Genomic DNA, 25,255 nt, shown 5'->3' on the forward strand with positions numbered 1-25,255 from the left:
CTTATCAACTATGGGCTTCAAAGAGTTGTAATAACTCTCTGGTAGATTTACAATTTGTTTTTTGTAGAATTGAAGATCGATGCCCCTCAACGGTCCGTACGCTAATGTTTAATTGTTCAGCGATTTGTTTGGATTTATAACCTTTAACAATCAATTCAAAAAGTTCCAATTCTCTGCGTGTCATTCTGTATTTGATGGCAAAACCTTGTAAATTTCTACCGTTTTTTTGTCGATCCAGACATTTTTGAATTTGCTGTATGACTTGATCTGCAGAATCATTTTTGTTGAAATAGATTTCAGAAATAGGATTCGTTTTATATGGATAGTGGTCATAAATACAAATCACTTTCTCGTGAATAGAGAGCTTTCTTGGACTGATAAAATGGATGAAATAACTTACATCCACCAGAGCTATGGAACAAGAGGGTAGTTCCTGTAGAAATTCGGCTTCGGTTTTTACCTGAATAACCCACATTTCTTCATCCTGTAATATATTTTCAATACCGCGAATAAATCCGGTATCCAATGAAGCAATAATGACTTTGGAAAGTTGCACTTTGATAGTTTTCGTTGAGACTTTTGTCAAAGATGATTTTACCCCTGACAGAAATATAAGATCAATTAAGTTTCTGGGTAGTTAGAATTAAACACCTAAAGTCCAACGTTTGATTTTACTTTTAGGAATCGGAATTTGTTTGAACTCTGCATTATCAGGAGTTAAATTTAGTCGCCCGATTCTCAGTATTGGAAATCCTATTTTGAATCCCAAAAAACCGACACCCCCAGGTTTTACGCCCAATTCAAAATCGACATTATAACTTTGTAAAATTCTATTTTTAACAGAGTTCGATCGCATCACCGTACTGCCCATGGTAATAGAAAAACCGATGTTGCTACCATTGGCTTTGGTGTCATCAATGTATGAAGGAACTCCAATGAAAATGTTGAGCCCTTTTCTGAGATCAAAACGGCTTTTAAGTGTACAATCCTCCACTTGAATTGTGGCTGATTTACTGGTGTTTGAAAATAGTCCTAAAACAAGCCCGGCACCAGAGAGTGTGTTATGATCTAGAGGATAATTATCATAATATCCACCGACCTTGATAAAGCGTTCGATAACCGTATTGTACTGAAAGTCGAGATATTTGGTTTGGGTTTCTGACCCGGAGACTGTAGGCGTATATTTTCGATCTAAAACAAACCTTTCGTTCTGACCTTCTAGTTTTACTTTTTTCTTTCTCCAGGCATAATTAAAGGTCGCATCAAAATAAATGCCCCCCATGTTTTTAAAGCTATCCGGAGTACTCCCATCATACTTACTACGATAATTGTTAAGGTACATGGCAGACATAAGATTTCCTTCCACCATCATTCTGGAGTTGAGTCGAAGACGGCTGGTTACACCAGGACCCATATTGGCTCCTTTTCCATCTAATGGGTTGACATAGAGTTCCAGTAAATTTGCTTGAGGTCGATTTTCAATAAGTTCATATTGAATTTGCCCGTTTTGCGCATATAAGATGATAGAAAAACAGCAGGTAAGCAGTAGTGTGAGTGATAAAATACGTGATTTCATGATTTATGATTTTTGTTGATCACAAATCTATTTTGGGGTGAAGCGGGAGAATACAGTAGTACTACCGCTTTATCTAGGTAGTTTTACTGAATTTGACTATTTAGTGGCTTATTTGGATGCTTTTTTTAATCTATAAGCGCATTTTTAAATGCAAATCGAACCAGTTCAGCAATATTTTTTACATCTAGTTTTTTCATAATGCTCAGTCGATGCGAATCCACAGTTCTGATGGAAATAAAAAGCTGTTCGCCAATTTCTTTCGTGCTAAAACCATCAGCGACTAATTGCAGTATTTCCAGTTCGCGTTGGGTCAACTGAAACTTCTTTTGGATATCTGAAACATGAGAAGTCTGATTCATCAACGAAGTGGTAATGTCCGTAGAATAGTATTGTTGACCTTGTGCTACTTTTTTCAAAGCCAAAATGATTTCTTCCTCTGAGGTAGTTTTAACCAAAAAGCCATCGGCACCAATGGAGACCAATTCTTTTACCAATACCGGGTCCGTGTGCATAGAAAGGACAATAACCTTTATCTCGGGATAGTTTTCTTTAACTCTTCTGACCAAATCAGAACCATGCATTTCAGGCATGTCTAAATCAGTGAGAAGAAGGTCTACCGGCATATGCTGTAACAATTGAAGTGCCTGATGTCCTGAATTGACATTTCCCATGACTTCAAAAGCATTTGAATCTGTAATAATTCGTTTTAATCCATCTAAAACAATTTGATGATCATCTACAAGAAGTACTCTGCTTTTCATTCTAATTACGATAATGGGATTTTAATATTGACCAGGATGCCTTCGTTATTTTCATGATTCCAATTCATGACACCATTAATAATATCCAATCGTGTTCTGATACTATTTAATCCATGTCCGTCTTGCTCGGAGTTAATACCGATTCCATCGTCCTGATAACGCAAAATAAGATGGTTCCCTTTTTCTTTTAATTGAATCGTAATGTTTTTGGCTTGCGCGTGTTTGATCGTATTGTTGGATAATTCCTGACAGATTCTAAATAACTGAACTTCGATACTTTCATTATATCTGTTTTTTGATTGATCAGTTTGAAATGTACACGTCAGCTCACTCATTTTGTTCAACTGAAGCGACAGACTTTCCAGCCCTGCACGGAGACCGAATTTTTGTAAAACCACGGGCATCATTTGGTGCGAAATGGATCTAATATCATCAGCTGCCTGATTCAACTGCGTTTCTAAATTCTCCAGGTCATCGTTGGTGTTGTTTTGTTTTTGTATGATTTGGTGAACCCCTGATTTAAGAAGTGTAAGTTGTTGTCCCACACCATCATGTAAGTCCTGTGCAATACGCTTACGTTCTTTTTCCTGCGCATTAATGACCGCTTCAATTCCTTTTTTCTTTTCTTTAAGAAGTGCATCGTTTTTTTCAGCTTCTTTCTTTTTGATTGTATTTTGACGAACTAGAATGATCCCTAAAATGAGTACAATGGCGAGTCCGATTAAAATCCAAATCTGCTGATTTTTTTTCAGGATTTCAATGTCCTGTAGGGCTGTTTCTTTTTCAGATTGCGCCAATTTTTCTTTTTCGAATAAAAGCTCTTTTTCCTTTTTTTCTGTCTGATACTTCTTGTCTAATTCCAATAAGGATTTTACCCGCCCTTCTTCCAAAAGACTGTCTTTTAATTGGTTGTATTTTCTTTCGGTTTGAAAGGCCTTTTCGTATAATTTTAGTTGAGAATAGGTTTTTGAAAGGTATTGATAGGCATCTAGTTCCTGTTCTCTAAAGCTTTGTTTTAAAGAAATGTCCAGTGCCTCTTCTAGAATAGGTTTAGCATTATAAGCGTTATTTTGAACAAGGTAGTGATTCCCTAAAATGATCTGACTATTGGCCAATTCATACCAGTTTTGATCGAGTTTGAAATCTTGTATGACTTTTAAATGTAATTTTCTGGCTTCACTATATTTTTTTAAACTGTCATATGCGATAGCAATGTTGCTTTCCATATAAGGGACATAGCGATTGTAACCTAATTCTGCATACAGCCTCGCGGCTTTACCTGCGTAATAAATGGTGCTGTCATAATCACCTGTTAGCAGATAAATGGAGGACATATTCCCGGTAGTAATGACTTCACCAACTGCATAATCATTTGCTTTATAAATGGATATGGCTTTATTGTAGTAGTTCAATACTTGATCATACTGTTTGAGTTTTTTATAGATGATGCCAATATTCACATATACCATGGGTACTTTTTGAAATTCATCGGTATATACTTCGTAGATTTCTAGTGCTTTGAAGTAATAATGTAGCGAAGCTTCATTATCTCCCATGAAATCATATATAATTCCCAAATTGTTGTAGGTATTTCCAATTCCAAGCGTATCTCCATCTGCTTGTTTTAACTCTAAACTCTTGAAGTAATAAACCAATGAACTATCGTATAGAGATGAAGCTTCATAACTGTTGGCCAATGTATTATATGCTGAAGCCAGAGCTTTTGAATTATCTATGTCCTGGGCTAATTGAACAGCTTTTTGCGCAAAGAGCAGGGAACTGTCTAAATCAATGCTTTTATATTCCCATGAGATTTCATTGTAAGTGTGGACCAAATCAAATCCATTTTGAGAAGAACTTTGATCAATTAAACTGTCGAGTCTATTAATTTGAGAACTACCATCTAAAATGATAAATGCCATTAAAATGGATAAAAAGTATGGTTTCATATAGAGCTGACGTAATCTTAAATAAATATAGTAAGAACCCGGTTCTATCTTATTTGGTTTGTTTTGAAATGTGTGGAGGTGAGTCTGGTGTCAAAGAAACACCGAAAATAAGGATTAACTTACGGTAATAAAAGAATTAAATAAAAAGGTAAAATTGAAAAGCGCCATGACTTTTATGACATGACGCTTTTTGGTTATAGTTTGCGTTCGCTTTCTTCAATGGCTAAATCATTGATACTGGCAAAACGTTTTTGCATGAGTCCGTTTTCGTCAAATTCCCAGTTTTCATTTCCATATGCCCTAAACCAGTTGCCTGCTGCGTTTTGGTATTCATATTCAAAACGTACCGCAATTCGATTATCGGTATGTGCCCAGTATTCCTTTTTGAGTTTGTAGTGGCGTTCGTTCTGCCACTTATCGGTTAGAAAGGCAACGATTTCTTTACGCCCATTGACAAATTGGTTCCTATTGCGCCATTCGCTATCTACGGTATACGCTTTTGACACTTTATCAGGATCTTGGCTATTCCAGGCGTTTTCTGCCAATTGGATTTTTTCTTTTGCAGTTTCCTCGGTAAACGGAGGAAGTGGAAATTTTTGTTCCATAATTATGCGATTAAACGTGTAACAATATTTTTTGAAGTATGGATCAGTTCGTTCGATTTGAACATCTGACTTTCTATGATGCTGCTTTCAAAAAGCAGGTAAATATGATCTGATAATTCAGGAGAACCTAGTAGGTCTGTAAAAAATAATCGCAGATCATTTTTATGACCCTGAATCACTTTTAAGATTCGGGTATTATCAGATGGGATTTCGGATAGAATATTGAGAAAACTACATCCTCTAAAGTTTTCTTTTTGGTTCATATGAATCAGAAAATCAAATGAGGTAAGCACTTTTTGAGATGGAGTGGAAGCTGAGGAGATAAAGTCTTGAAGCGCTTCTAACCAATAATCATGTCTCACATCTAGAAATGCGATACATAAATCTTCTTTGGATTTAAAATGGTGATAAAAACTAGCTTTTGCTACGGCAGCTTCTGCAATGATCTGATTGATTCCGGTGGAATTATATCCTTGTTGATGGAATAATCTAAATGCAACTTCCAGGATGCGTTCTTTTGGTTTCATGGTATGCAATTGGATTGCAAATATAGAAAAGAACAGACAAGTCTGTATGTTTTTTGTTGAGGTAATATTTATGGTATTGCAGATTGTTGATTTTAAGTCATAAAAGTTTGGTTTTCCATGAAGCGTAGCGATTGGAAAATTCATTCTCAAAAGTGCCTTTTCCTGCGCTGAGCTTGTCGAAGTGTCGTTCTTTTTTAGGGTAAGTAACCTAGTTTGCAAGCTCACGAAGTAAAAAAGGACATAGAGAAATAGGCTTATTAATATGATCACGTACTTTAAGGTTACTATGTCCTTTTTGGCTTGACACTTCGACTTCGCTCAGCGTCCGACCAAAAGGACCAGCCGGAATGGAGTGAAGGAAAAGCACACAAATCAAAATTTAAGAGATGTGTTTATTCGAAAAAGACAATAAAAAATTACTGTAAAAGCTATGTGAACGAGTTAAACCTAGTTATTCAAAATCTTTTCTACTATGGTATAAGCCGTTTCGGCTGCTCCATGTACTGTGGCTTGATTGTTTACGGATAGCGCTTCTCCGGCAAAATAGATTTTTTTATCTACAGGATTGAGCAGTGTATTTACCGTTGCATTTTGATCTTGCGTGAAACTATCAGAATAGGACCCTTTAACATACGGTTCTTTTGACCAGTTTTGAATCACATGACGCATATAGTTTTGCGAAGCTTTGCCGTCAAAAATAGAATTCAACTCGCTCATGATATGTTGAATAAGTTCCTGATCGGTGGCAATATCTGTATACTGCGATGCGGCATCTTGTACGGTAAATAAACCTAAAACGTTCTTATTGGTATTTTTTCTGAAAGCAGCATTATAGTAAATCCGCTCTGAGGATTTGAAAGCAGAAATGAGTCCACCCATAAAGAGTATATCCGGATAGAAGTTTTCTTTAAACTCTATAAACACTTTTAATCCATCTCCCATTTGAATGCTATTGTAAGCATTGATCTTGTCATTCGGAAGTTGGGGAACAAAATCAATCATGCCACTTTTCAAGATATTGACTGGAACCGTTACCAAAACTTTGTCTCCTTCATAGGTGGTTTGATCCGTTTGAACAGTGATCTTGCTTCCCGAATAATCGATTTGTTGGACGGGAGCATTTAAACGGATTTTATCCTGAATTTTAGGAACGATGTATTTCTCAAAAAATCCAAACCAGGTGGTGCTTTTAAACTTATACTCACTGTAATAGTTATTGGCCCAGTTTTGCTTTTTGAGTTTTCCGTTTTTCCAGTTATATATGGTTTGAGGATTATAGGTAATATAATCTACCGTAGCATTGGATTTCGGATCACGTAAAATCTCTCCCAGAAGGGTAGGTTGGCCATGCATCCATTCAGCTCCTATGTCAATTGGGAAATCGGCCAATTGTGTCATACGTTTTACCCGTCCGCCATATTGTGGCGCAGCTTCGATGATTTCAAAATCAATACCATGTCGGTAGAGTATATATCCTGCGGTAAGACCTGCGGCTCCAGCACCTACAATTAGAACCTTCCCGTTAAAATTGACATCAAACTGCGGAAAGTTAAAATCTTCTTTTTTACACGATTCTAACAACATGGAAAGAAACGGAGCACTCACTCCAAGGGCGATACTCTTTTTGATAAATTCACTTCTTTTCATCTGCTATTCGTTTGAGGTGTTTTGTAGATTAAATTTCAAACCGAGTTCCGCTCCGTAGAAACCAGAATCTTCGGCACCAAAAGCCATTTTACGACCAACAAAGAACTTAAAATAATATCCCAATTTATCGGTAGGTGCTTTACCAAATTCATAACCGAGTGTAGGAAGTATTGATGAAACGTTTTCACGTTCTTTAGTCATTTCACCGGTACCTAAATGCACACTTCCTGAAACGATATGCGAAGTGAGTAGGTATCCCAGTCCAAATGTGGCAGCTCCATACCATTTTTTATCATCCTTCTGGGTTCGATAGCCCAATTCGAAATTGAGCAAATAGTTATAATGGTTTTTGGGTTTAACAAAATATCCAATTTGCGGACTCAGATATAGGGTTCTATATCGCGATTCACCTGTTTGACTAACGAGCTCCCAGTTTTTGAGATGAATAGAAGTACTGACTTTTCCTCCAAACTCTACAAAGAAAGGGGTGAAGTAACCGACTGAAATATCCTGTAATTTGTATTGCGCAGAAAGTGTGAATGTACTGCTTAAAACGAATAGTAATAATAAGACCTTTTTCATTTTACAAAGTTGGATTTTATTGAACTCGATGGTAGTTAAACTTCATTTCTTTACTTTCTCCATGGTTTTCAAAAACCACGTACACATTGATTTCATTTTCACTCACTTTTTCAAAAGTAAATCCATCAAAATACACTTTGTTTGGAGTGACTTTAACGAGTTTAAAATCCAGGGTTTCATCTTTTTCTTCCCAGCCTTTCAGATCTGAATGGAAATGTTTGAGTTTTAAAATCAACGTATTGTTGACCTCCGATAAAGTCACGATTTCATAAAACTTCACGAGATCATCCACAACCAGTTTAAAAGTGCACATCATAGAACCACCCAGCGGAGGGCTCCACATTTCCTCGGTAATTCCACCTAGAGCTTCACCTTTCCAGTGACCTGCAATCCAACTCACATCTTGAATAGTGGCAGCAGGTGAACCCTGAGCGTTATCGTAAGAAATGGTGTTGGTGAATTGTCCAAATAAAGTCGATGAAAAGACGATAGAGAAAATAACTAAAAGACTTCTAAGTTTCATGTTGATTGTGTTTGGTAAGAATAATGAACTTGAATGGCCATAAAATTAATTAAAAGTAGGTGTTATTATGTGTCTGATTTAATCATTCAAATGATTGATTTTCTTTAATGCAAAACCCGGGGCAATTCGAGACAAGAGGTGGAGTAGTTTCACTTTGGCAATTTTGATTTCGGTCTTTCCCTTTTTCAATTCCCGGAGCATTTCGTTAACTGCTCTTTGAGGCGAAATCGCAATTTTAGGTGGATTTCCTTTGTGCCATGGCGTATTGACTGCGGGCATCATGACTTCAATAATATGGACAGAAGACTGTGCTTCCTGGATTCGGAGTCCCTGGGTAAAAGCATGGAGTCCCGATTTGGTCGCATTGTAAAATGGATAATCCGCACGAGGGGCAAAGACTAACCCTGTGGTGATATTGATAATTTGTGGAGCCGTATTTTTTTGAAGTACCGGATACAAATGATGGATGAGTCGAATCGGGGCGAGTAGGTTTGTGGCAATTTCATTTTCGGCAAATTCTAAAACAGGTACATCACTGATAAATCGTCCATTGTATACTATAGCGGCATTGTTGATGAGCACATTAAGTTCGGGATGATTTTGACTTACCCAGTCTGCAAGATTCTGACACTGTTGCGGATCAGCCAGATCACATTGAAAAATTTCAAGTTGCGGAATCTGCTGTTGTGCGCTAAGAAGTTTGTCTTTAGATCGGCCGCAAATCAATACTTTGTTTTCTCTGGCTATAAATTGTTTGGCCAGTTCAAAGCCAATTCCGGAACTTCCTCCGGTGATTAAAATGGTATTTCCTGATAGTTGCATGTTTTTGTGTTTTAATATGAAAGGCAATATTAAAAGCACAAAACAACGGTTGCATTGACCTATGTTAAGAGGACATTTTTTTGCGAATGCGACTCAACGATTCAGGTTGAATGCCCAGGTAAGACGCAATGATGGTTTGTTTGATTCTCCCCTCCATACCTGGATATTCTTTTAGAAAATTCTGGTAACGGGTTTCCGCAGGAAGTAGGAGTAAATCCCGTTCGCGTTTTTCTTTAGTGATAAACCCTTTTTCGATAAACTTCAATAGAAATCCAGTCCAAAACGGATCCTGAGCGAGTAGGGTTTGCCATTTATGGTAAGGAATCACGAAGACCACAGCATCTTCTAATGCTTCAATAAAAAAATGTGAACCACTTTGGGTAATCATCGCGGAGTAGGAGGATATAAAATCACGTTCCTGAATCAAGCTCTTGGTAAATTCCAAACCTTTGTCATTGATGTAGACATAGCGGAATAAACCGGTTAATACAAAAGCGAGTTTTTGCGGAGTTTCGCCTTCACGAATAAAATATTCACCCGATGACAGAGTTTTTAATTGCCCAATAGCCATTAAATCCTCCAGTTGATCCGGTGGTAAAACCTGAGCAAGTGTGGTTTTGATTTCTTCCAGGTGGCTCATTGCAGACCGTAAGGTTATTGTGTTTTTTTATAATCAATAAAATCCAAAACGTGTTGCGGCACTTCGCTACCTTCTTTTATATGCACATCCGGAGTAGGTGTACCGTATTCCATTCTCACCGGAATTTCTCCGGCCCAATAATCCAGTTCATAATCTCTTTTATTGTCGTTGGGTGGTGCTGCGGCAATTTTGGCCGAAGCTGTATCAATAGAGAATTCCAATACCCGTGTGGCTTTGAGCTCTCCGGCATTGGGTGCACGACAGTGTTCCCAACGATTGGGAACAAAGTGATTGATGATACTTTTTAAACCTACCAGTTTATCGTCATCTTCAGTCAGTTCTCTAACGGTTCCAAAAATCATAGCCGAACGATAATTTACCGAATGGTGAAAAGCTGAACGTGTGAGTTTCATGGAATCTAAAAGCATCACGTTCATACAGACCTCTTTGGCTTGAATCAAAGCTTCAGTCATCCGGTTTTTATATGATCCATGGATATAGATCTTATCTCCATGGCGCCCGAAATTAATGGGTTGCACAAAGGGTTTCTCCTCATAAATAAATGCAATATGACAAATTTCGGTGGCGTCCAGGATTGAGAAAATCACTTCCTGATCGTATGATGCTTTCTGTGCACCACGCTTAACTTCGTTGATTTTTGACTTTGGGTATTCCATCTTTTCCGCATTGAATTATTGGCCGAAAAGATAGCTTTTTTATTGATGATATTAAGGAACAATAAAGCTCGTTGTTGTGGCTTTCCAGAATATATTCGGGAAAACACGGTAGTTTAAATTTGGATCATCATAATCATTTGAAAAGAAGGATTCTCCTACCACATTCACATAAACCGTTTCACCCGTTTGAAAACCCATATCCACTAAATCGGTACGGGAATATTTAATGGTAAACGGATTGATCTGTTTGACGTATGCCGGAGAATACGCATCATATTTTTGCGCACTCAAATCACTGTTTTTCCCCATAAAAACACGTACATATTTCGGATTTGAAATACTGGCGTTTTGAACCAGTGTAGTGTTCAATATCACCGTGTCATTTGAAATATTTGTGGTGAGTTGCGAAACACTGGTGGTACTCTCCATCCCCAATGAAGGATTTTGTGTAATGATCGTGTGGGTATTACTGGTATGATCAACGTTAAACCTTTTGAACGTACCATAATTGGCTTTCTCAAAAGTGAGTGTATACGTTCCTGAGGTCACTTCAGATAGGTTAAAATCTCCATCATTGTCGGTAATTGCGGTGATCGCAGGATTACTCCCCACCACGGTGACCAACATACCCGAGTCAGAAATAGAAGCGGTACCTTCATCATAGAGATTGACCGAACCTATGATATCATATTTTATGGTGGGTGAAGGTGTCTCCGGATCGTCTTTTTTGCAAGCGCTTAAACCAAGAATAGCGAGTAGGAAAATAGAAATTGTGATACGCATAGGAAGTTGAATTTTTTATTTTGGAAATGAAGCCTTAATGACCTTCTCCAAAGTTAGGAATTTGGACTGATAATCAGTAGTCGAGTTCAACTATTTTAAAACCAACAATTAATGTATTAGAATCCACCGGGCTTGAGGAATCATCTAATTGCAAGTGCAGATACTTGGAATACACCGGATCAATATTCCATCCATAATCTTGCACAATTCGATACGTCATTTCATAAGGGTTATGATCACAATAATTATCAGGTAGGCCCAGTAACTCCACCGTTTCCTGAACCGTTTTGTCTTTTAACGGGTAATTCTCTAATAGATCATCCAGCATTTTCTCACGATGGGGATAAGTACCGTCTACTGTGATTGCCCATTTTTGCGCATCAAACTTTTGTTGACACCCTGTGAATCCAATGAGAAGTGTAATAGCTATTATGAATTTAAATGTCTTCATTCTAGTTACTGCACCCTTTTGAAGTAAGTGTAAATGACCTGAGATTTACCTTCCAGATCTTTTGAGTAAAATAGATTATCATCCTGCCATTGGATGGTGTAAGATACCGGAGGAGCCTTCATATTCTTTTTGTCATCAACATCAATGATCAGCGTTTGTCCATCATATTTCCAGGTTCCGGCATAGTGTTGTTGTTTCCCATTAAGGATGAGTTTTCTATCATCCGTGAAGGTTCCGTCTTCATAGAAATGATAGGTTACATAACTTCCTGTTTCACATGTTTCATGAGGATTAAAAACGGCATTGGTACAAACTTTCCATTTTCCAATAATATGTTGTTGGGATTGGGAAAATGCTGTAATTCCAAATAAGATTAAAATGAAGAGTATCACATGTTTCATAACCAAGGTTTTTTAGGATGATGCAAAGAAAACGTAAGATATGGTATTTTATGATGAGGTCAAGAAGTGATTTTTTTCAGAATCTTTAATGCCCTTTTTTTAAAGTCGTTGGAGTTTTTGTCGAGTTGATCTTCAATACCGAGTCGCAATTCGTTTTTGAGATCGGGATAGATGTCAACCAAATCAGATAATACAAACAAAGCTCTGGATTTGATGGTCACATTGGTTTCGGCAGATTGCAACCAATGAAACAAAAGATCAATGGCTTCAGCTTCATTTTCCGGTGGGACTCCGCAAAAACGCCAATAGTTGGCAAATGAAGCTTGCATATCTACATGGGTGATGTGTTTGCTTTTTTCAAATAACGTGGGTAATACGGCATGGAGTTTTTGAGGTTGTTGCATGGCGATTCCCGTAAGCATCCATAGAAAACGTGTAGCAATTTTAGGCTCCTGATCAATCAAAGAGGAAAGTTCCAGAATATCAAAATCGTTTTCAATAATGGTATGGACCCATTGTTGTCGTTCTGTCCCGGTACTCTGGGGCAGATGGTTTTCCAGAGTGGTATAGAATTGCTGAAAAGTCATTACGAGTTCGCTTCGGCAAATGCAATCACATGTCCATCCGGATCAGCCATATATCCTGCTTGATCGCCCCAATTACGTATTTGTAACGGACTCACTTCTGTAGCTCCGGCATCAATTCCGCGTTGCATATATGCTGCTGCATTGGGAACTTTTAAATACAATTCACATCTGGGAATTCCGGTTCCGGTTTGCGGGTGGGGAAGTGGACCGGATATGATTTTGGCAATTCCCGTTTCGGGCATTAAGCCGAGTTTTACATTTTCTGAAAGTAAAAACTCTGTCATTCCCGGTACATCTAGATGGGGTTCTAACGTCAAAATCTGTGTATAGAAATCTCTACTGGCCGTTTGGTCTTTTACATACAATATGAATTCTATTTCGGTCATGGTGATGTTTAATTGAAGTACAATTTTACCAATTATTTTATTTTTCAATGAATCTAGCCATTGTATTATAAATCCAATCACTTTCTGAAAGCTGATTGAGTTGCTCTACAAGATGAGTTGGAATCTGATCAAAACCAATTAATGCGCCTGCTATTTGACCTGCAATTGAACAGTTGGTATCTGTATCGCCACCAATATCAATTAATTGCTGAAGCATGTTTTCAATGCCCAACTCAGTAACTTTATTGGCAGCAGCTAGAGCTAAGGGAATAGAATCTACCACATATCCGCTATTTCCCAAATGTCCAACTTCCTGAAGATTTTCCATATGTTGAATTTGAATCAAGCGGTCTTTAACTCGGGTATCAGGGATTTGTTGAAGCACCATATCTATAAGGTTTCCCTTTCCTATCCATTGACCATTAAGTGCGCTACGAATAGAAATGATTACACAAAGCGCCCCAATATAGGCTTCTTCATTTTGATGGGTGATATAACAAATATCTCGGATGGTTGAATTTGAAATACGATCTACAAACGCCAATGGAGCAGCGCGCATTGCGGCACCGTTTCCGGCAGCGTATTCACCCTTGCGACCAATTTGACTCCAATGTCCTCCAAATTCTAACTCCCTTAATGCTTTTAAAGTACTGGCACCAATACCGCTTAATTTTTTGGATTGATATAGTTTTAAGAAGTGATTGGCAATGTTATCAGGATTTGCCCGTCCTAGTTCTGCAATAGACTCAATGGTTGCAAGAGTTAATTGAGTATCATCGGTAATTTGCCATATGGGTTCTTGGGGTTCAGGTTTACCGAATGGATAAAAGGCATGATCCTCATTTTGCACTACATTTTCATAGCCACTTCCCATCGCATCGCCAATGGCTCCGGCAATGATGCATCCTTTAAATTGGTTGGCTATGTTCATTTATATGTGGTTTAAATAAATTATGAATGTACTTTTAACAACTATTCTTTAGGAGAACTAAAACACCAATTGATAATAGGCAGTTTACGTTTTTCGTTCACATTCCATAAGCCTATTTGGATTCCCTTTGTTTTTTGAGATCTATTAAACAGTGCAATTTGGACTCCTTTTAGACTATATGTAGAATTACCTCCCAAACCTAATTGGACCCCTTTTATCGAATAAGTATCATTCCCCATAATAGATAATTGTAAACCACAGAACCGCGTAGATATATTACCTGCCAAACTGATCATGACCCCGTTTACATTATTTAGAGCTTGTGCAAAGCCTCCAATTGCAAGTCCATTTAGATTATCAAATTTAATAGTTCCAAATAAGGATAAATTGATTCCGTTTATGGTTCCTGTAGGTGGTTGATTCATAATAATAGAGTCATTAATGTCATGGGAAGGCCGAAACCCTAAAAAGCCTATTCCTAAACCTAAACCAATGGCTTCTAACCTGACTCCATTCACATTCGTGATACAGGAGTCTTTAATATCGGCCAATCCAACGGCAATGCCATGAATCGTATTCCCACAAGATGGAAATGCCCAAATAGGAGTTTTATTTTGGGTGTAAGAGGTAAGCGATACCAGGAAGAGGGATAGCGTAACTACATATTTCATTGTATTTGTTTTACGGAGAGATTCAGGTTACTTACAATAATCCATCAGTTCCTGAATGAGTTCTCTACCCCAAATACGGATAAATCCCAGTTCTATTGCTTTATCCAGATTTTTACAAGCATTTTTTTGATCCCCTTTGGCTTGATACAAGATACCGAAATTGCGATAGGTCCATTCATTTTTGCTGTCCATTTTAAGCGATTGTTGCAGATATTTCTCTGCATTATCCAGGTCATTGAGTTTACATAAAACATACCCCAGATTATTAAAGTTATTGGTGAAATCTGGATATTCCTGAACAAGAGTCTCTAAATGTTTCCTAGCTTCAAGATAATTTTCTTGAATGATGTGTAAGTATGCAATATTCGTTAGGGCTTCCATGAAATTTGAATGAATTTCCAGGCTTTTATCAAAATAAAACATTGCACTATCGAATAGGTTCCAATCTATAAAGTTGTTTCCCATTTTTAGATATAACGTGTCCAGTCCTGTTCCGCTATGCTTTGAAAGAGCTTGTTTGAAATATTTATCTGCTTTTTCATATTGCTTTAATCTTGAATAAACAGTGCCTAACTCTGCATATGCTTTGAAACCTTCTGGGTCGATTTGAATGGCCGTGTTTAAATATTTAATAGCTAAATCATATTCACCAATTTCTTTATAATCAGTCCCAATATTTAAATATGGCGAGCTATAACCTGGCTCCATTTCTATAACTTTGAGATATGTTTCTATTGCTTTGGTATTTTCTCCATTCATGGAATACTCGTAGGCTTTGTCAAAAAGCTTTTTTGTTTTTTTACTCTGTCCGTAAACGGTAAATACGGAAAGTATCATGGCTAGGGTAAATATGTGTTTCATTTTAAAATATATGTTTCTTTTTTGTTGTAGTGATAATTATATGTTATTCGGCAATCCCATTTATAAAGGTTTCTACAAAATCGGTTATTCGATTAAGTATTCTATTACCTAATTTTTTCCGTTGTAATAAGCTTGGTTTTTCACCTTCAAGGAGTTCTAAAACTTCATCTCTTAGTGGTGTTTTTTCTGCAAACAGATAGTCCTCAATTAGCTTTTCGGTTTTTTCGGAAGATAGCTTTTCTTCTTCTACCAATTTGTCAAATGCCTTTTGTTGTTCTTTACTCCAGTATTTATCAAACTCAGGTACTACTTCTTCAGAATCAGCTATTACTGGTAAATTTTCTTCAATAAATTTTTCTATCAACTCACGTTTACTTCGAAGTGTTGTTTCGGTATTAAGTAAATTAAATATTTCTTTCTCTGCTTTGCTTGTATCTTTTTGTGTGTCAGCTTTGAGTTTAATTAAAAGTTGGATAATGTAAGTGACATTAATTTCATCACGGTGAATCAACTCTAATTCAAAATCAACATCTTCTAAGATAGAGACTTTTTCTTTTTGGTTATTACTTTTTACTTTGTCGTATAAATCGAGGTATTTGCTTTTATAATCTTCAAATTCTTGTTCTGACATTTGTAAGCTTTCCCAGTTAAAGTCAGAAAAAGCTGAAAGAATATTTTTAATGCGCATCAAATCACGAAATGCCTTAATAAAATTTAATTCGTCTTCTTCAGTTACTAAATCATTTACACTGTCAACTGTAGGAGCATAATTTTTTAATTGTTCAAAAGCTTCATCAAATTTAGACGCGTATTCTTCATAAGGTTGCATTACAATTACTTCAATAGCTTCTTTATTGCTAAAGAGAGTAATTGCTTCATCTGTTCTATTTTTTAGATTTCTAAATGCTACGATATTTCCTTGTGATTTTTGTTCATTCAAGATTCTATTTGTTCTTGAATAAGCTTGTATGAGGCCGTGGTATTGAAGATTCTTATCTACGTAAAGTGTGTTCAATGTTTTACTGTCAAAACCAGTAAGGAACATATTAACGACTAATAAGATGTCAATTTTACGCTCTTTTACTTTTTTGGAAATATCATTGTAATAGTTGTAAAAATCTTGACTATCCTTAGTACTATATTTTACACCGAAGAGTTGATTGTAATCTTCAATGTATTCGTCTAGCTTTTCTCGGGTATGTTTGCTTTTTTGATATTGCGCACTGTCTTCTGCTACGACATTAAAATCGAAACTGTCAAAGTCTTGTTCAAAGTTGATAAACCCGTTTGCATCTTTGTCAGATTCATTAGCTCCATAGCTGAAAATGGTCGCAATTTTTAAATTATGTTCACCTGCCTCTTTTTTTCTTTTAAGTATGTCATAGTACTTAATTAGAGTAGGGACACTATTAACACAAAACATAGCTGTAAACTCTTTATTGTGTGTTTTACGATTGTGATTAGCAATGATATAATTGGTTATTTTTTCCAACCGTTTTTCATCTTCCATCAATTCTTTAGTGTCAATGTCTTCAACTTCAATGTCTATTTCTGTTACAGAATCTTTCTTTTTATATCTGCCAACATATTCAACTGAGAATTTTAAAACGTTTTCATCTTTAATCGCATCAGTAATTACATACTTATGCAAACATTCATCAAACAGGTCTTTAGTTGTTCTGGCTATAGCTTCACTTTTGTTCGCATTTTCTTTTAATATTGGTGTTCCTGTAAAACCAAACATCTGATTGTTGCTAAAGAATTCCTTTATGCGCTTGTGCGTATCACCAAATTGGCTTCTATGGCATTCATCAAAAATGAAAACAATTCTTTTGTCTTTCAAGTCAGCCATTTTCGCCTCATACTTTAATTTGGTGATAGCTGTATTTAGTTTTTGAATGGTGGTAACAATCAGCTTGGAATTTTTAGATACACCTTTTTTGTCTTTATAAGTTCCAGTGAATTGTTGAACTAGGTTTTTAGTATTATCTGTTCCGTCAATGCAACCTTCACTAAAGCTATTAAATTCTTTAGTAGTTTGATAATCTAAATCTTTTCTATCCACTACAAACACCACTTTATGAACTTCTGGAAGTTTCATAATTACCTGACTTGCTTTAAAACTGGTTAGGGTTTTTCCTGAACCTGTGGTATGCCAGATATATCCGTTTTTGGTGGAGTTCTTTACGCGATCAATAATAGCTTCTACTGCATAATATTGGTACGGACGCAAAACCATAGGGATTTTTTGTGCCTCATTCAGTACAATGTATTTACATATCATTTTACTGAGATGGCATTTTTCTAAGAACGAATCGGTAAATCCATTAAGTATATTTGTTTCTCTTTGGTTTTCCCTATCCGTCCAAAAGAAGGTTTGTTTGAAACTTTGACTTCTGTTGTTAGCGTAATATTTAGTATTTCTACCGTTACTAACAATAAATAGTTGAACATATTGAAATAAGGCATTACCAGAACCAAAAGAATGTCTTTGATAACGATTAATTTGATTGAATGCTTCTTTGAGCTCTAAACCACTCCGTTTGAGCTCTATTTGAACCAAAGGCAAACCATTAATCAAAAGTGTTACATCATAACGGTTTTTGTATTTACCTTCTTGGGTAATTTGATTTGTGACCTGATATTGATTTCGACACCAATATTCTGTGTTTAGAAATTCAAAGTAAAGGTTATCTCCATTGTCTCTAACAATGTGTTGTTTTTCTCTAAGAATTTTACTTTTCTCAAATACAGTTCCTTTACTTAAGATATTAAGTACTTTTTCAAACTCAGATTGTGAGAAAGTTATACTGTTGTGCTTTTCTAATTGTGACTTTAAATTGATGAGCAAATCTTTTTCACTATTAATTATAGCATATTCGTAACCCAATTTTTGTAACTGAGTTATTAACTTTTCTTCTAGTATTTGTTCCGACTGTTTACTCATCTGTTTCGGTTTCTATTGATTCTCTTTCATCAATGAATTCTTGAAGCTTTAACTCGTAGGCCACAAAATCTTGATTAAAAAGTGCTTTGCTATAGCTTAGATATTCCTCCAATGGGAATTTCATATCTAAATCCTCGTTAAATTCTGGATTATCTTCATATTCTAGTTCCTTGGTAATTGGGATTTTGGAAAAACTGTTTAATAGATATGAAGCAAAAGAATCACTCAAAGTCATGATAAAGGAAGAAAAATGTGGAGAACTTTGAATAGGCTTCGGTGTTAATCTTCCATGAGAAATGTCTCCTCTATCATTTCTTATATTACCAAGTTGTTCTAAGGATTTAATTAAACTTTTGGAAAAATCAGATTCAAATTCAATATCTTCTTTTTCCAACAGTTCTACAGCTTTCGAAATGGCTCTTTTGTACTTAAAATTGTCAACAATATTGAAATTCAAACTTTGATCAATGTTTAGGATTATAAACTTTCCAAGTCCTTCCATAAGGGATTTACAGCTCTCTATCGAGATGTCAGGATTAGATTCAACGTTTTCTTCTATTTTTTCAATAATGGTGTAGTAGTAATCAATATTGAGAAAATGAGGCTCCAGTCGTTTTAATATGTCCTTTGTTAATTTCATATTTTAGCAAAACATTTTTTGGAGTAATCCTTTTTTCCATTCTACTGTTTCCTGCAGCTGCTTATCTACAGCTCCTATCTTTTTATCAATAGTTGAAAGGAAGTTGGCAATTTTTATTTGTTCATCTTTGTGGGGAAAGGGAAGTAGAATTTCTGAGAAATACTTGTAGCTAACCATCTTACCATCCCTTATGCCTTCAAGTTTCCTGTTTAATTCTTTTACGTAGCTTTCAGTTTTTAGATAATGTTTGTAGAATTGATCATCAATATCGACAAAAGGTCTCAAAACAATGTACGCTGGACTACATATGCCTTTGTAGTTAGAATACTCTATTCCTCCTTGAAAGGATCTCAAACTAATAATGAAATCACCTTTTTGAACAACTTTATAAGTACTAACACTTTTCTCGGATACTGAAATTTTATAATTGATTAACTCTCTAGGAATGGCTCCATGTTCTTGAGTTATTGCAAGAATTGGTAAGTCTGAGTTGTGATCCTTGTCAGATATGCTTTTAAAGACCTTATTCCCATTTTTATAATTCCATTTTGGAAATTCTTTTCCTTTATCATTTTTGAATCTAATTTTTTGAGAAAACAATTTTTGAGCAACTCCTCTTTTGTATTCTTCCAGTAGCTCTTTTTTATTCGAAAGGGAATTGATTTTGCAATCAATAACAGAAAAGAATGATGTGATTTTTTGTTGTTCTTTTGAGCTAGATGGAATATAGATTTTACCTTTTAAAAGGTCATCTGGGTCAACTGTTATGTATCGGTCGCCTACTAATACGTATTTCTTTAAAAAGTTGTTTGCTCGATTTTGATGACTGAAATAGCAATCTAGATATGAGGGAAGAACCTTGTTTGATACCTTGAAAGTAAAATAGAGAGTTGAGAGCAATCCATCCCTTACTTTATTTGCCTTAAAAACTCCATATGGAAAATTAGAACTGATACTTTTTCCAAAAACAAAATCATTGAGTCTTGTCTTAATATAGTTTTTATGATTTACTTTATCATAAGTGTCATCTAGTAGTTCTTTTCTATCTACAATTCCATAACGAGTTGAAAGAGACAAAATATCATCAATACTAAATTCTTCGTCTCTATTATTTTCAGAAACTCTGGACATTAATTTTGATAACTGATACTTTTTATAATTGTCGGAGAATTCAAACCTAATGGCTGGAGCTATGTGTTCATTTTTACTCATGCTTGAATGGTGTTGCTATTTTCAGTTCTACACAGAATTCTTCAATTTTTTGATCTAGATTAATCATTAATTCTTCCTCTTTGACAATCAGTTCCGCAACTTCATCAATATTAATATCGATTTCTTCTTCATAAGTATCTACGTAACGAGGTATGTTCAAATTGTACTGATTCTTTTCAACTTCTTTTAGAGAAGCTTTGATGCTAAATTTGTCTTGCTCCTTTCTACTTTGGAAGGCATCAACAATTTTATTGATATGTTCCTCCTTTAATACATTCTGCCCTTTACCTTTTTCAAACTCATTGCTTGCATCAATGAACAGGATGTCATCTGGATTTTCTCTACATTTTTTGAACACCAAAACACACGTTGGAATACCTGTGCCATAAAAAATGTTGCCTGGTAAACCGATTACAGCATCTAAGTAATTTTTGTTTTCTATTAGGTAGGTTCGAATGTGTTGTTCAGCTCCTCCTCTAAATAAGACACCATGAGGAAGTACAATTGCCATAGTCCCATTCTCAGCCAAATGATGAATCATGTGTTGAACAAAGGCGAAATCTGCTTTACTACTTGGAGCTAGTTTGCCATATTGGCTAAAACGATCATCACTCGTAAACAATGGGTTAGCACTCCATTTTGCAGAGAATGGAGGATTAGCTACAATGGCTTCAAATTCCATGTCAATATGCTGTGGTCTCTCCAAGGTGTCTTCTTGTTTAATGTCAAACTCACGATAATGCACACCGTGCAAAATCATATTCATTCGTGCTAAGTTATATGTGGTACGGTTCATTTCTTGTCCGTAAAAATCTCCTACATCATCTACTTCTTTTGCCACACGAAGGAGTAATGATCCCGAGCCACAAGTTGGATCATACACAGATTTAAGTTTCTGTTTACCTGTTGTTACAATCTTTGCCAAAATCATAGAAACTTCCTGTGGTGTATAAAATTCACCTGCCTTTTTACCAGCATTACTTGCAAATTGTCCAATCAAATACTCATAGGCATCTCCTAGTACATCTAGTTCAGTATGTTCTAATTTGAAATCAATTTTATCAAGATGAGTTAAAACTTTGGCAATAATGGTATTTCGAGCTTCAGGAGTTTTGCCTAGTTTGGTACTGTTTAAGTCCATGTCCTCAAAGAGATTGTCAAAATCTTCTTCACTATCAGTACCCATAGTACTCAATTGAATATTGAGTAATATTTTTTGAACATCTTCTAATATGAAGCCTGTTTTTTCTTCATCAAAATGATCGTCTTCATTGTTTTCTCCTTTACCTCTTACAGCTACTTCAGAAAACAATTCTTCAGGTTTTAAGAAGTAACCTAGCTGTTCTAATGCTTCTTCTTTGATGGCTTTCAAATATTCATCAAAGTCAGGCATTGAAGGGTTTATCTGTCGAAATTTTATTTTGTCTTGTTTCAAGATTTCGTTGGCGAAAATTTCCATCTTTTCACTCAGATACTTGTAGAAAATGAATCCTAATATGTAATCACGGAATTCATCCGCATTCATTTTACCTCTTAACGTATCAGCAATATTCCAAAGTTGCTGTTTCAATATTTTCTTATGGTCTTCAGACATTATTTGTTTTCTTTTTACTAATTCCAAATACTAATTTCTTGTTGATACTAGTAATTCTCTTACGTCTATGTCTAACACTTTGGCTATGTGAAATAGGGTTTCAACCCTTGGTTGCATTTCATTTCTACACCATTTGGAAACAGTTGTTCTGTTCATTTCCAGTTGGTCAGCAAGCCAATTATTTGTTTTCCCTTGTTCCGCTAAAACTGCTTTTATCCTGTTATAAACTTCTTTATCCATGATAAATTTTTATTGTTCAAAGTCAAATGTAGCGACTTCTTTTGAGATGTTTTTAGCATTATTATATGCTTTATAGTGTTCAATTGAATGTTTTAAATATCTTTGTTTTGCTTTTAAAGCATAAATTGAACCAATTAAAGTTTTTTTTGAATATTTAAAAATATCATTATGAGTCGCAGATACACCAAAGCGCATTTAGAGGAGGTAGTGAACATGCAGTTTGAAAATTTAAATGCCATCCATGATTTAATCAGTATCATGAAACATCAAAACGAACTGGTAAAAAGTGCCAATAAGAAATTGAGAGATGAAATCTCAGATTTTAAAAAGCAGTTGTATCCCAAGATGGAGAGAAGGAAGAAAGATGAGCGGGAGAGTAATGAGTGATGAGGGCACTTCGACTCCGCTCAGTGTCCCTCTTCGGCTCCCTTCGACTCCGCTCAGGGCACCGTGCTCAGGGTTCGGTATACAATTCAACAAGCGCAGTGCTGGTCGCTCAGTGTTCTCAGTAAGAAGATCATTGAAGTATGAAAAAGGTTGCTGAGCGGAGTCGAAGTAACCTTATAAATAGTTTATTGAACGCTTGGGCCTCGCACGGGTTACTCTGCAAGTTTGGATTAGTTTACTCGGACACTGAGCGGAGTCGAAGTGTCACTTTTTTAAACTCTTTTAATATTCTTTCTTGTTCGGCTTTGAGGTATTCTTGAGCAAAAGGAGCGCCACAGTCCTGGTTATAGAGCTGGCGAACGAGTTGGCCGTTGATGAAATAATTCCGGTGTTCGTGAATATCCGATTTATCGAAATCAAAAACTTGATCGTCATGGTTTTCAATCATAGATGCAGAATCATAAAAGAGCGGACGGTTGTAGATGATTTCTTTTTCGAAAGCAAATGAAAGTTGACCATCCAGTAAATAATACTCGGTTAAATCTTGACGGGTTTCTCCAAAATGACGTACCAATACTTTTTCTAGAGTTCCATTTAGGTAGAAAAAATTAGCATGCCCGCCTTCGGTAGATTCCCATATTTCGATCGTATCAATACGATCCCATTTTTCAATGGAGTTGATCCGTTTAAAATTATCGCGGATAGGTTGCAGTTCTTTGGTGAGGTATTCCTTGAAATCTTCATCAGTCATGTTTTTGGATGCGTGAAGCAATCCGGTCACTTCGGCTCCGCTCAGCGTCCTGCGAAATTGATCATTTGGAATATACTCCGTATATGCATTGGAATTGATCTCATCTTGATCGAGATAGAAACTATCTATAGAAATGGTTTTGGGTTGATCTCTTAAAATAGAATCCATTAAGGTGGATCTGGGCATTTGATAAATGGTGCGTGTATCTATATAATGCGATTGAATACGATCAGCACAAAGGTCTTCATATACTTTTTGATAGGCCTTTTGAACTTCGGTGCCATTAAACGGGATATAAGGATAATATCTTTGAGGGGTAAAGTAATAAGCGGTCAACAGGTTTTTGTTGTTGGTACAAGTCTCATGAAAGAATTGTTTATCCAGTCGCAAATCATTCCCTTGTGGGTCCAAGGTATGGATTCTATATCCCGGCAGATCTTCAATTAAGGTGGACGTAACCAGAAAACCACTTTCGGGCATGACGAATTTCTTTTTCCAAAGAATAGACATCGGTAGGGGTGGTGCATCTTTGATTCCAAATACGATGATGGCTTCTTGTTGGGTACCTTCAGGAAAAATGATGGTGGTTTCCCCTTGATATCTGAGGTAGCTTAGTCCATAAATCATTAGTACTAAAAAAACGATACTGATCTGTCCCGTCCAATATTGCGTTGGAGCATGTCTTTTTCGCGCGATAAAAAAATCAACTATATATAAAGTGATCCCACCCAATAGTGTTCCTGCAATCAAAGGAATATTCCCTTCGGTCCACATAATGGCTACAGTCAGGATAAGACTTCCCCAGAGAATCATCAATGCTGCCAATGTTTTTATAGGAGAACCCAGAATTCTATGAAGGAATGAAGACATGTGTCAAATTTAATGTTAAATGGGTAATGAGTAATGAGGGGACTTCGACTTACTTCGACACCCTTCGACTCCGCTCAGGGTTCGATATACAATTCAGCAAACTCGATAGAAGTCGCACAGTGTCCTATATGCTAAGATTATTGAAGTATAAAATGGTTGCTGAGCGGAGTCGAAGTAACCTTTTTGATGAGTTAAATCTAATCAAACTCATCATCGTCTCCAATGCGATCAATCAATATATCAATTTCCTGAATGGTTTCTTTTCGTTTTTGTTTGGCTTTGGCGATAATTTCCGGAGTGTTATGCGGACTGGAGATTTGGATATTGTAATAGTCGATCAAGGTTTTTAATGCATTTAAACGGGAGGCAATTTTCATTTGTTCTACTTGTTCAATCAACGCTTTTTCAGAATTCTTTTGGGCTTTAGCAGTCTTTTTAAGTTCCGTACGATTGAGTGCAATTTCATTTTTCTGAAATTCTAAATCATTTTTTTGCAATACGATTGTATAGATTAATCCGGCAAAAGCTAACCCGGAGAATAAGGCATTCACCGCCCCAAATAAATCACCAAAAGTTCCACGGTCTGACCAGTTGTCTAATCCGAAAATGATCAGGATGGTAGAGAGTCCCCAAATGAGTATAACAAGAACAATTAGTTTAGTGAGTAGTCCGATTTTTGATCCGATATCCATGGTGTGTTGTGTTTTATATTTTGTGGTGTTCCGAATTTAATAATTTGTTGGGAGATAGAGTAAGGAGTAGAGAGTAATGAGTAGTGAGTATTGAGGGTTGAGTAATGAGGGTGCTTCCTAGTTTCGTATTTCGATAATATAATGAGCCGTTTACTGAGCGGAGTCGAAGTAGGCGAATGGATAGTTTGATGGAAAGCCTAGCTACGCTCGCTTTCTATATTATTTATTAATCAGATTATGAGGTTGAATATTGGTTCTTCGCAACTTTCCACTCCAAACTTGAAAAGGATTACTTCGTGATCCCTTTTTGGGGTTTAATGACACATCAAAAATGTCGTTACACTCCTTTTTTTTATGCCTTATATTTTCTCCCTTGAGCGTTGCTCAGACTCGAAAAATAAGGCATAAAAAAAGGCCTTCTAACGAAGACCTTTTTGATGCGGAGAGTGAGGGATTCGAACCCTCGATACCCTTACGAGTATAACACCTTAGCAGGGTGCCGCTTTCAGCCACTCAGCCAACTCTCCAACGGTCGGCAAATT

Annotated in this window: 28 protein-coding genes and 1 tRNA gene; 1 reads left to right on the forward strand and 28 read right to left on the reverse strand. The window is 36.2% G+C overall.

Annotated elements, in window-relative coordinates:
• Window positions 1-4 precede the first annotated feature (4 nt).
• The 25 genes from KFE94_14320 to KFE94_14440 form a co-directional block, all read right to left on the reverse strand.
• The gene (locus KFE94_14320) at window positions 5-556 is read right to left on the reverse strand and encodes a hypothetical protein (protein ID UTW65819.1); all 552 of its coding nucleotides are present in this window, start codon (window positions 554-556) and stop codon (window positions 5-7) included.
• Window positions 557-643: 87 nt separating this feature from the next.
• Window positions 644-1,576 carry a hypothetical protein gene (locus KFE94_14325; protein UTW65820.1) on the reverse strand — a complete coding sequence of 311 codons (933 nt, stop codon included), beginning with the start codon at window positions 1,574-1,576 and terminating at the stop codon, window positions 644-646.
• A gap of 125 nt (window positions 1,577-1,701) precedes the next feature.
• A complete protein-coding gene (locus KFE94_14330) occupies window positions 1,702-2,337 on the reverse strand; it encodes a response regulator transcription factor (protein ID UTW65821.1) in 636 nt (211 codons plus the stop codon).
• A gap of 5 nt (window positions 2,338-2,342) precedes the next feature.
• Window positions 2,343-4,286 carry a tetratricopeptide repeat protein gene (locus KFE94_14335; protein UTW65822.1) on the reverse strand — a complete coding sequence of 648 codons (1,944 nt, stop codon included), beginning with the start codon at window positions 4,284-4,286 and terminating at the stop codon, window positions 2,343-2,345.
• A 194-nt stretch (window positions 4,287-4,480) separates the two neighbouring features.
• A complete protein-coding gene (locus tag KFE94_14340) occupies window positions 4,481-4,891 on the reverse strand; it encodes a nuclear transport factor 2 family protein (GenBank protein UTW65823.1) in 411 nt (136 codons plus the stop codon).
• Between the two features lie 2 nt (window positions 4,892-4,893).
• Window positions 4,894-5,418 carry a TetR/AcrR family transcriptional regulator gene (locus KFE94_14345; protein ID UTW65824.1) on the reverse strand — a complete coding sequence of 175 codons (525 nt, stop codon included), beginning with the start codon at window positions 5,416-5,418 and terminating at the stop codon, window positions 4,894-4,896.
• Window positions 5,419-5,865: 447 nt separating this feature from the next.
• On the reverse strand, window positions 5,866-7,065 hold the full coding sequence (locus KFE94_14350; GenBank protein ID UTW65825.1) for an FAD-dependent oxidoreductase: 1,200 nt from the start codon (window positions 7,063-7,065) through the stop codon (window positions 5,866-5,868).
• A 3-nt stretch (window positions 7,066-7,068) separates the two neighbouring features.
• A complete protein-coding gene (locus tag KFE94_14355; protein ID UTW65826.1) occupies window positions 7,069-7,647 on the reverse strand; it encodes a hypothetical protein in 579 nt (192 codons plus the stop codon).
• Window positions 7,648-7,663: 16 nt separating this feature from the next.
• On the reverse strand, window positions 7,664-8,170 hold the full coding sequence (locus KFE94_14360; protein ID UTW65827.1) for a hypothetical protein: 507 nt from the start codon (window positions 8,168-8,170) through the stop codon (window positions 7,664-7,666).
• Between the two features lie 78 nt (window positions 8,171-8,248).
• Window positions 8,249-8,992 carry an SDR family NAD(P)-dependent oxidoreductase gene (locus tag KFE94_14365; protein ID UTW65828.1) on the reverse strand — a complete coding sequence of 248 codons (744 nt, stop codon included), beginning with the start codon at window positions 8,990-8,992 and terminating at the stop codon, window positions 8,249-8,251.
• Window positions 8,993-9,056: 64 nt separating this feature from the next.
• Window positions 9,057-9,632: a Crp/Fnr family transcriptional regulator gene (locus KFE94_14370; protein ID UTW65829.1), complete on the reverse strand. Its 576-nt coding sequence runs from the start codon at window positions 9,630-9,632 to the stop codon at window positions 9,057-9,059.
• 14 nt (window positions 9,633-9,646) lie between these two features.
• Window positions 9,647-10,309 (reverse strand): pyridoxamine 5'-phosphate oxidase family protein, encoded by a 663-nt coding sequence (locus KFE94_14375; protein UTW65830.1) that lies wholly within the window; start codon window positions 10,307-10,309, stop codon window positions 9,647-9,649.
• A 51-nt stretch (window positions 10,310-10,360) separates the two neighbouring features.
• Window positions 10,361-11,092, reverse strand: coding sequence for a carboxypeptidase regulatory-like domain-containing protein (locus tag KFE94_14380; protein UTW65831.1), 732 nt, complete (start codon window positions 11,090-11,092; stop codon window positions 10,361-10,363).
• Window positions 11,093-11,165: 73 nt separating this feature from the next.
• Window positions 11,166-11,543: a hypothetical protein gene (locus KFE94_14385; protein UTW65832.1), complete on the reverse strand. Its 378-nt coding sequence runs from the start codon at window positions 11,541-11,543 to the stop codon at window positions 11,166-11,168.
• 5 nt (window positions 11,544-11,548) lie between these two features.
• Window positions 11,549-11,944 (reverse strand): hypothetical protein, encoded by a 396-nt coding sequence (locus tag KFE94_14390; protein ID UTW65833.1) that lies wholly within the window; start codon window positions 11,942-11,944, stop codon window positions 11,549-11,551.
• Window positions 11,945-12,003: 59 nt separating this feature from the next.
• Window positions 12,004-12,531: a hypothetical protein gene (locus tag KFE94_14395; protein UTW65834.1), complete on the reverse strand. Its 528-nt coding sequence runs from the start codon at window positions 12,529-12,531 to the stop codon at window positions 12,004-12,006.
• Entirely contained in the window at window positions 12,531-12,917 is a 387-nt protein-coding gene (locus tag KFE94_14400; protein ID UTW68286.1) for a lactoylglutathione lyase, read from the reverse strand. The genes KFE94_14395 and KFE94_14400 overlap by 1 nt, the downstream gene beginning before the upstream one ends.
• Before the next feature lie 37 nt (window positions 12,918-12,954).
• A complete protein-coding gene (locus KFE94_14405; GenBank protein UTW65835.1) occupies window positions 12,955-13,848 on the reverse strand; it encodes an ADP-ribosylglycohydrolase family protein in 894 nt (297 codons plus the stop codon).
• Window positions 13,849-13,889: 41 nt separating this feature from the next.
• Window positions 13,890-14,519, reverse strand: coding sequence for a hypothetical protein (locus tag KFE94_14410; GenBank protein ID UTW65836.1), 630 nt, complete (start codon window positions 14,517-14,519; stop codon window positions 13,890-13,892).
• A gap of 27 nt (window positions 14,520-14,546) precedes the next feature.
• Window positions 14,547-15,380, reverse strand: a complete 834-nt coding sequence (locus KFE94_14415) for a tetratricopeptide repeat protein (GenBank protein UTW65837.1) — start codon at window positions 15,378-15,380, stop codon at window positions 14,547-14,549.
• Window positions 15,381-15,423: 43 nt separating this feature from the next.
• Window positions 15,424-18,327: a type I restriction endonuclease subunit R gene (locus KFE94_14420; GenBank protein UTW65838.1), complete on the reverse strand. Its 2,904-nt coding sequence runs from the start codon at window positions 18,325-18,327 to the stop codon at window positions 15,424-15,426.
• Window positions 18,320-18,967: an abortive infection family protein gene (locus KFE94_14425; GenBank protein ID UTW65839.1), complete on the reverse strand. Its 648-nt coding sequence runs from the start codon at window positions 18,965-18,967 to the stop codon at window positions 18,320-18,322. Before KFE94_14425 ends, KFE94_14420 begins: the two co-directional genes overlap by 8 nt.
• 3 nt (window positions 18,968-18,970) lie before the next feature.
• The gene (locus KFE94_14430; GenBank protein UTW65840.1) at window positions 18,971-20,179 is read right to left on the reverse strand and encodes a restriction endonuclease subunit S; all 1,209 of its coding nucleotides are present in this window, start codon (window positions 20,177-20,179) and stop codon (window positions 18,971-18,973) included.
• Window positions 20,172-21,773, reverse strand: a complete 1,602-nt coding sequence (locus KFE94_14435; protein ID UTW68287.1) for a type I restriction-modification system subunit M — start codon at window positions 21,771-21,773, stop codon at window positions 20,172-20,174. Before KFE94_14435 ends, KFE94_14430 begins: the two co-directional genes overlap by 8 nt.
• A 30-nt stretch (window positions 21,774-21,803) precedes the next feature.
• On the reverse strand, window positions 21,804-22,013 hold the full coding sequence (locus KFE94_14440) for a helix-turn-helix transcriptional regulator (GenBank protein UTW65841.1): 210 nt from the start codon (window positions 22,011-22,013) through the stop codon (window positions 21,804-21,806).
• Window positions 22,014-22,181: 168 nt separating this feature from the next.
• Between KFE94_14440 and KFE94_14445 the strand changes: the two genes are divergently transcribed.
• Entirely contained in the window at window positions 22,182-22,400 is a 219-nt protein-coding gene (locus KFE94_14445; GenBank protein ID UTW65842.1) for a hypothetical protein, read from the forward strand.
• Between the two features lie 235 nt (window positions 22,401-22,635).
• On the opposite strand, the gene KFE94_14450 is transcribed toward KFE94_14445, so the two are convergent.
• The 3 genes from KFE94_14450 to KFE94_14460 form a co-directional block, all read right to left on the reverse strand.
• The gene (locus KFE94_14450; GenBank protein ID UTW65843.1) at window positions 22,636-24,021 is read right to left on the reverse strand and encodes a hypothetical protein; all 1,386 of its coding nucleotides are present in this window, start codon (window positions 24,019-24,021) and stop codon (window positions 22,636-22,638) included.
• 197 nt (window positions 24,022-24,218) lie between these two features.
• Window positions 24,219-24,713 (reverse strand): hypothetical protein, encoded by a 495-nt coding sequence (locus KFE94_14455; GenBank protein UTW68315.1) that lies wholly within the window; start codon window positions 24,711-24,713, stop codon window positions 24,219-24,221.
• Window positions 24,714-25,153: 440 nt separating this feature from the next.
• Window positions 25,154-25,240: transfer RNA gene (locus KFE94_14460), tRNA-Ser, on the reverse strand.
• Window positions 25,241-25,255: the final 15 nt, after the last annotated feature.

It is taken from the genome of bacterium SCSIO 12643, from assembly GCA_024398135.1.
Taxonomy (GTDB): Bacteria; Bacteroidota; Bacteroidia; order Flavobacteriales_G; family Salibacteraceae; genus CAJXZP01.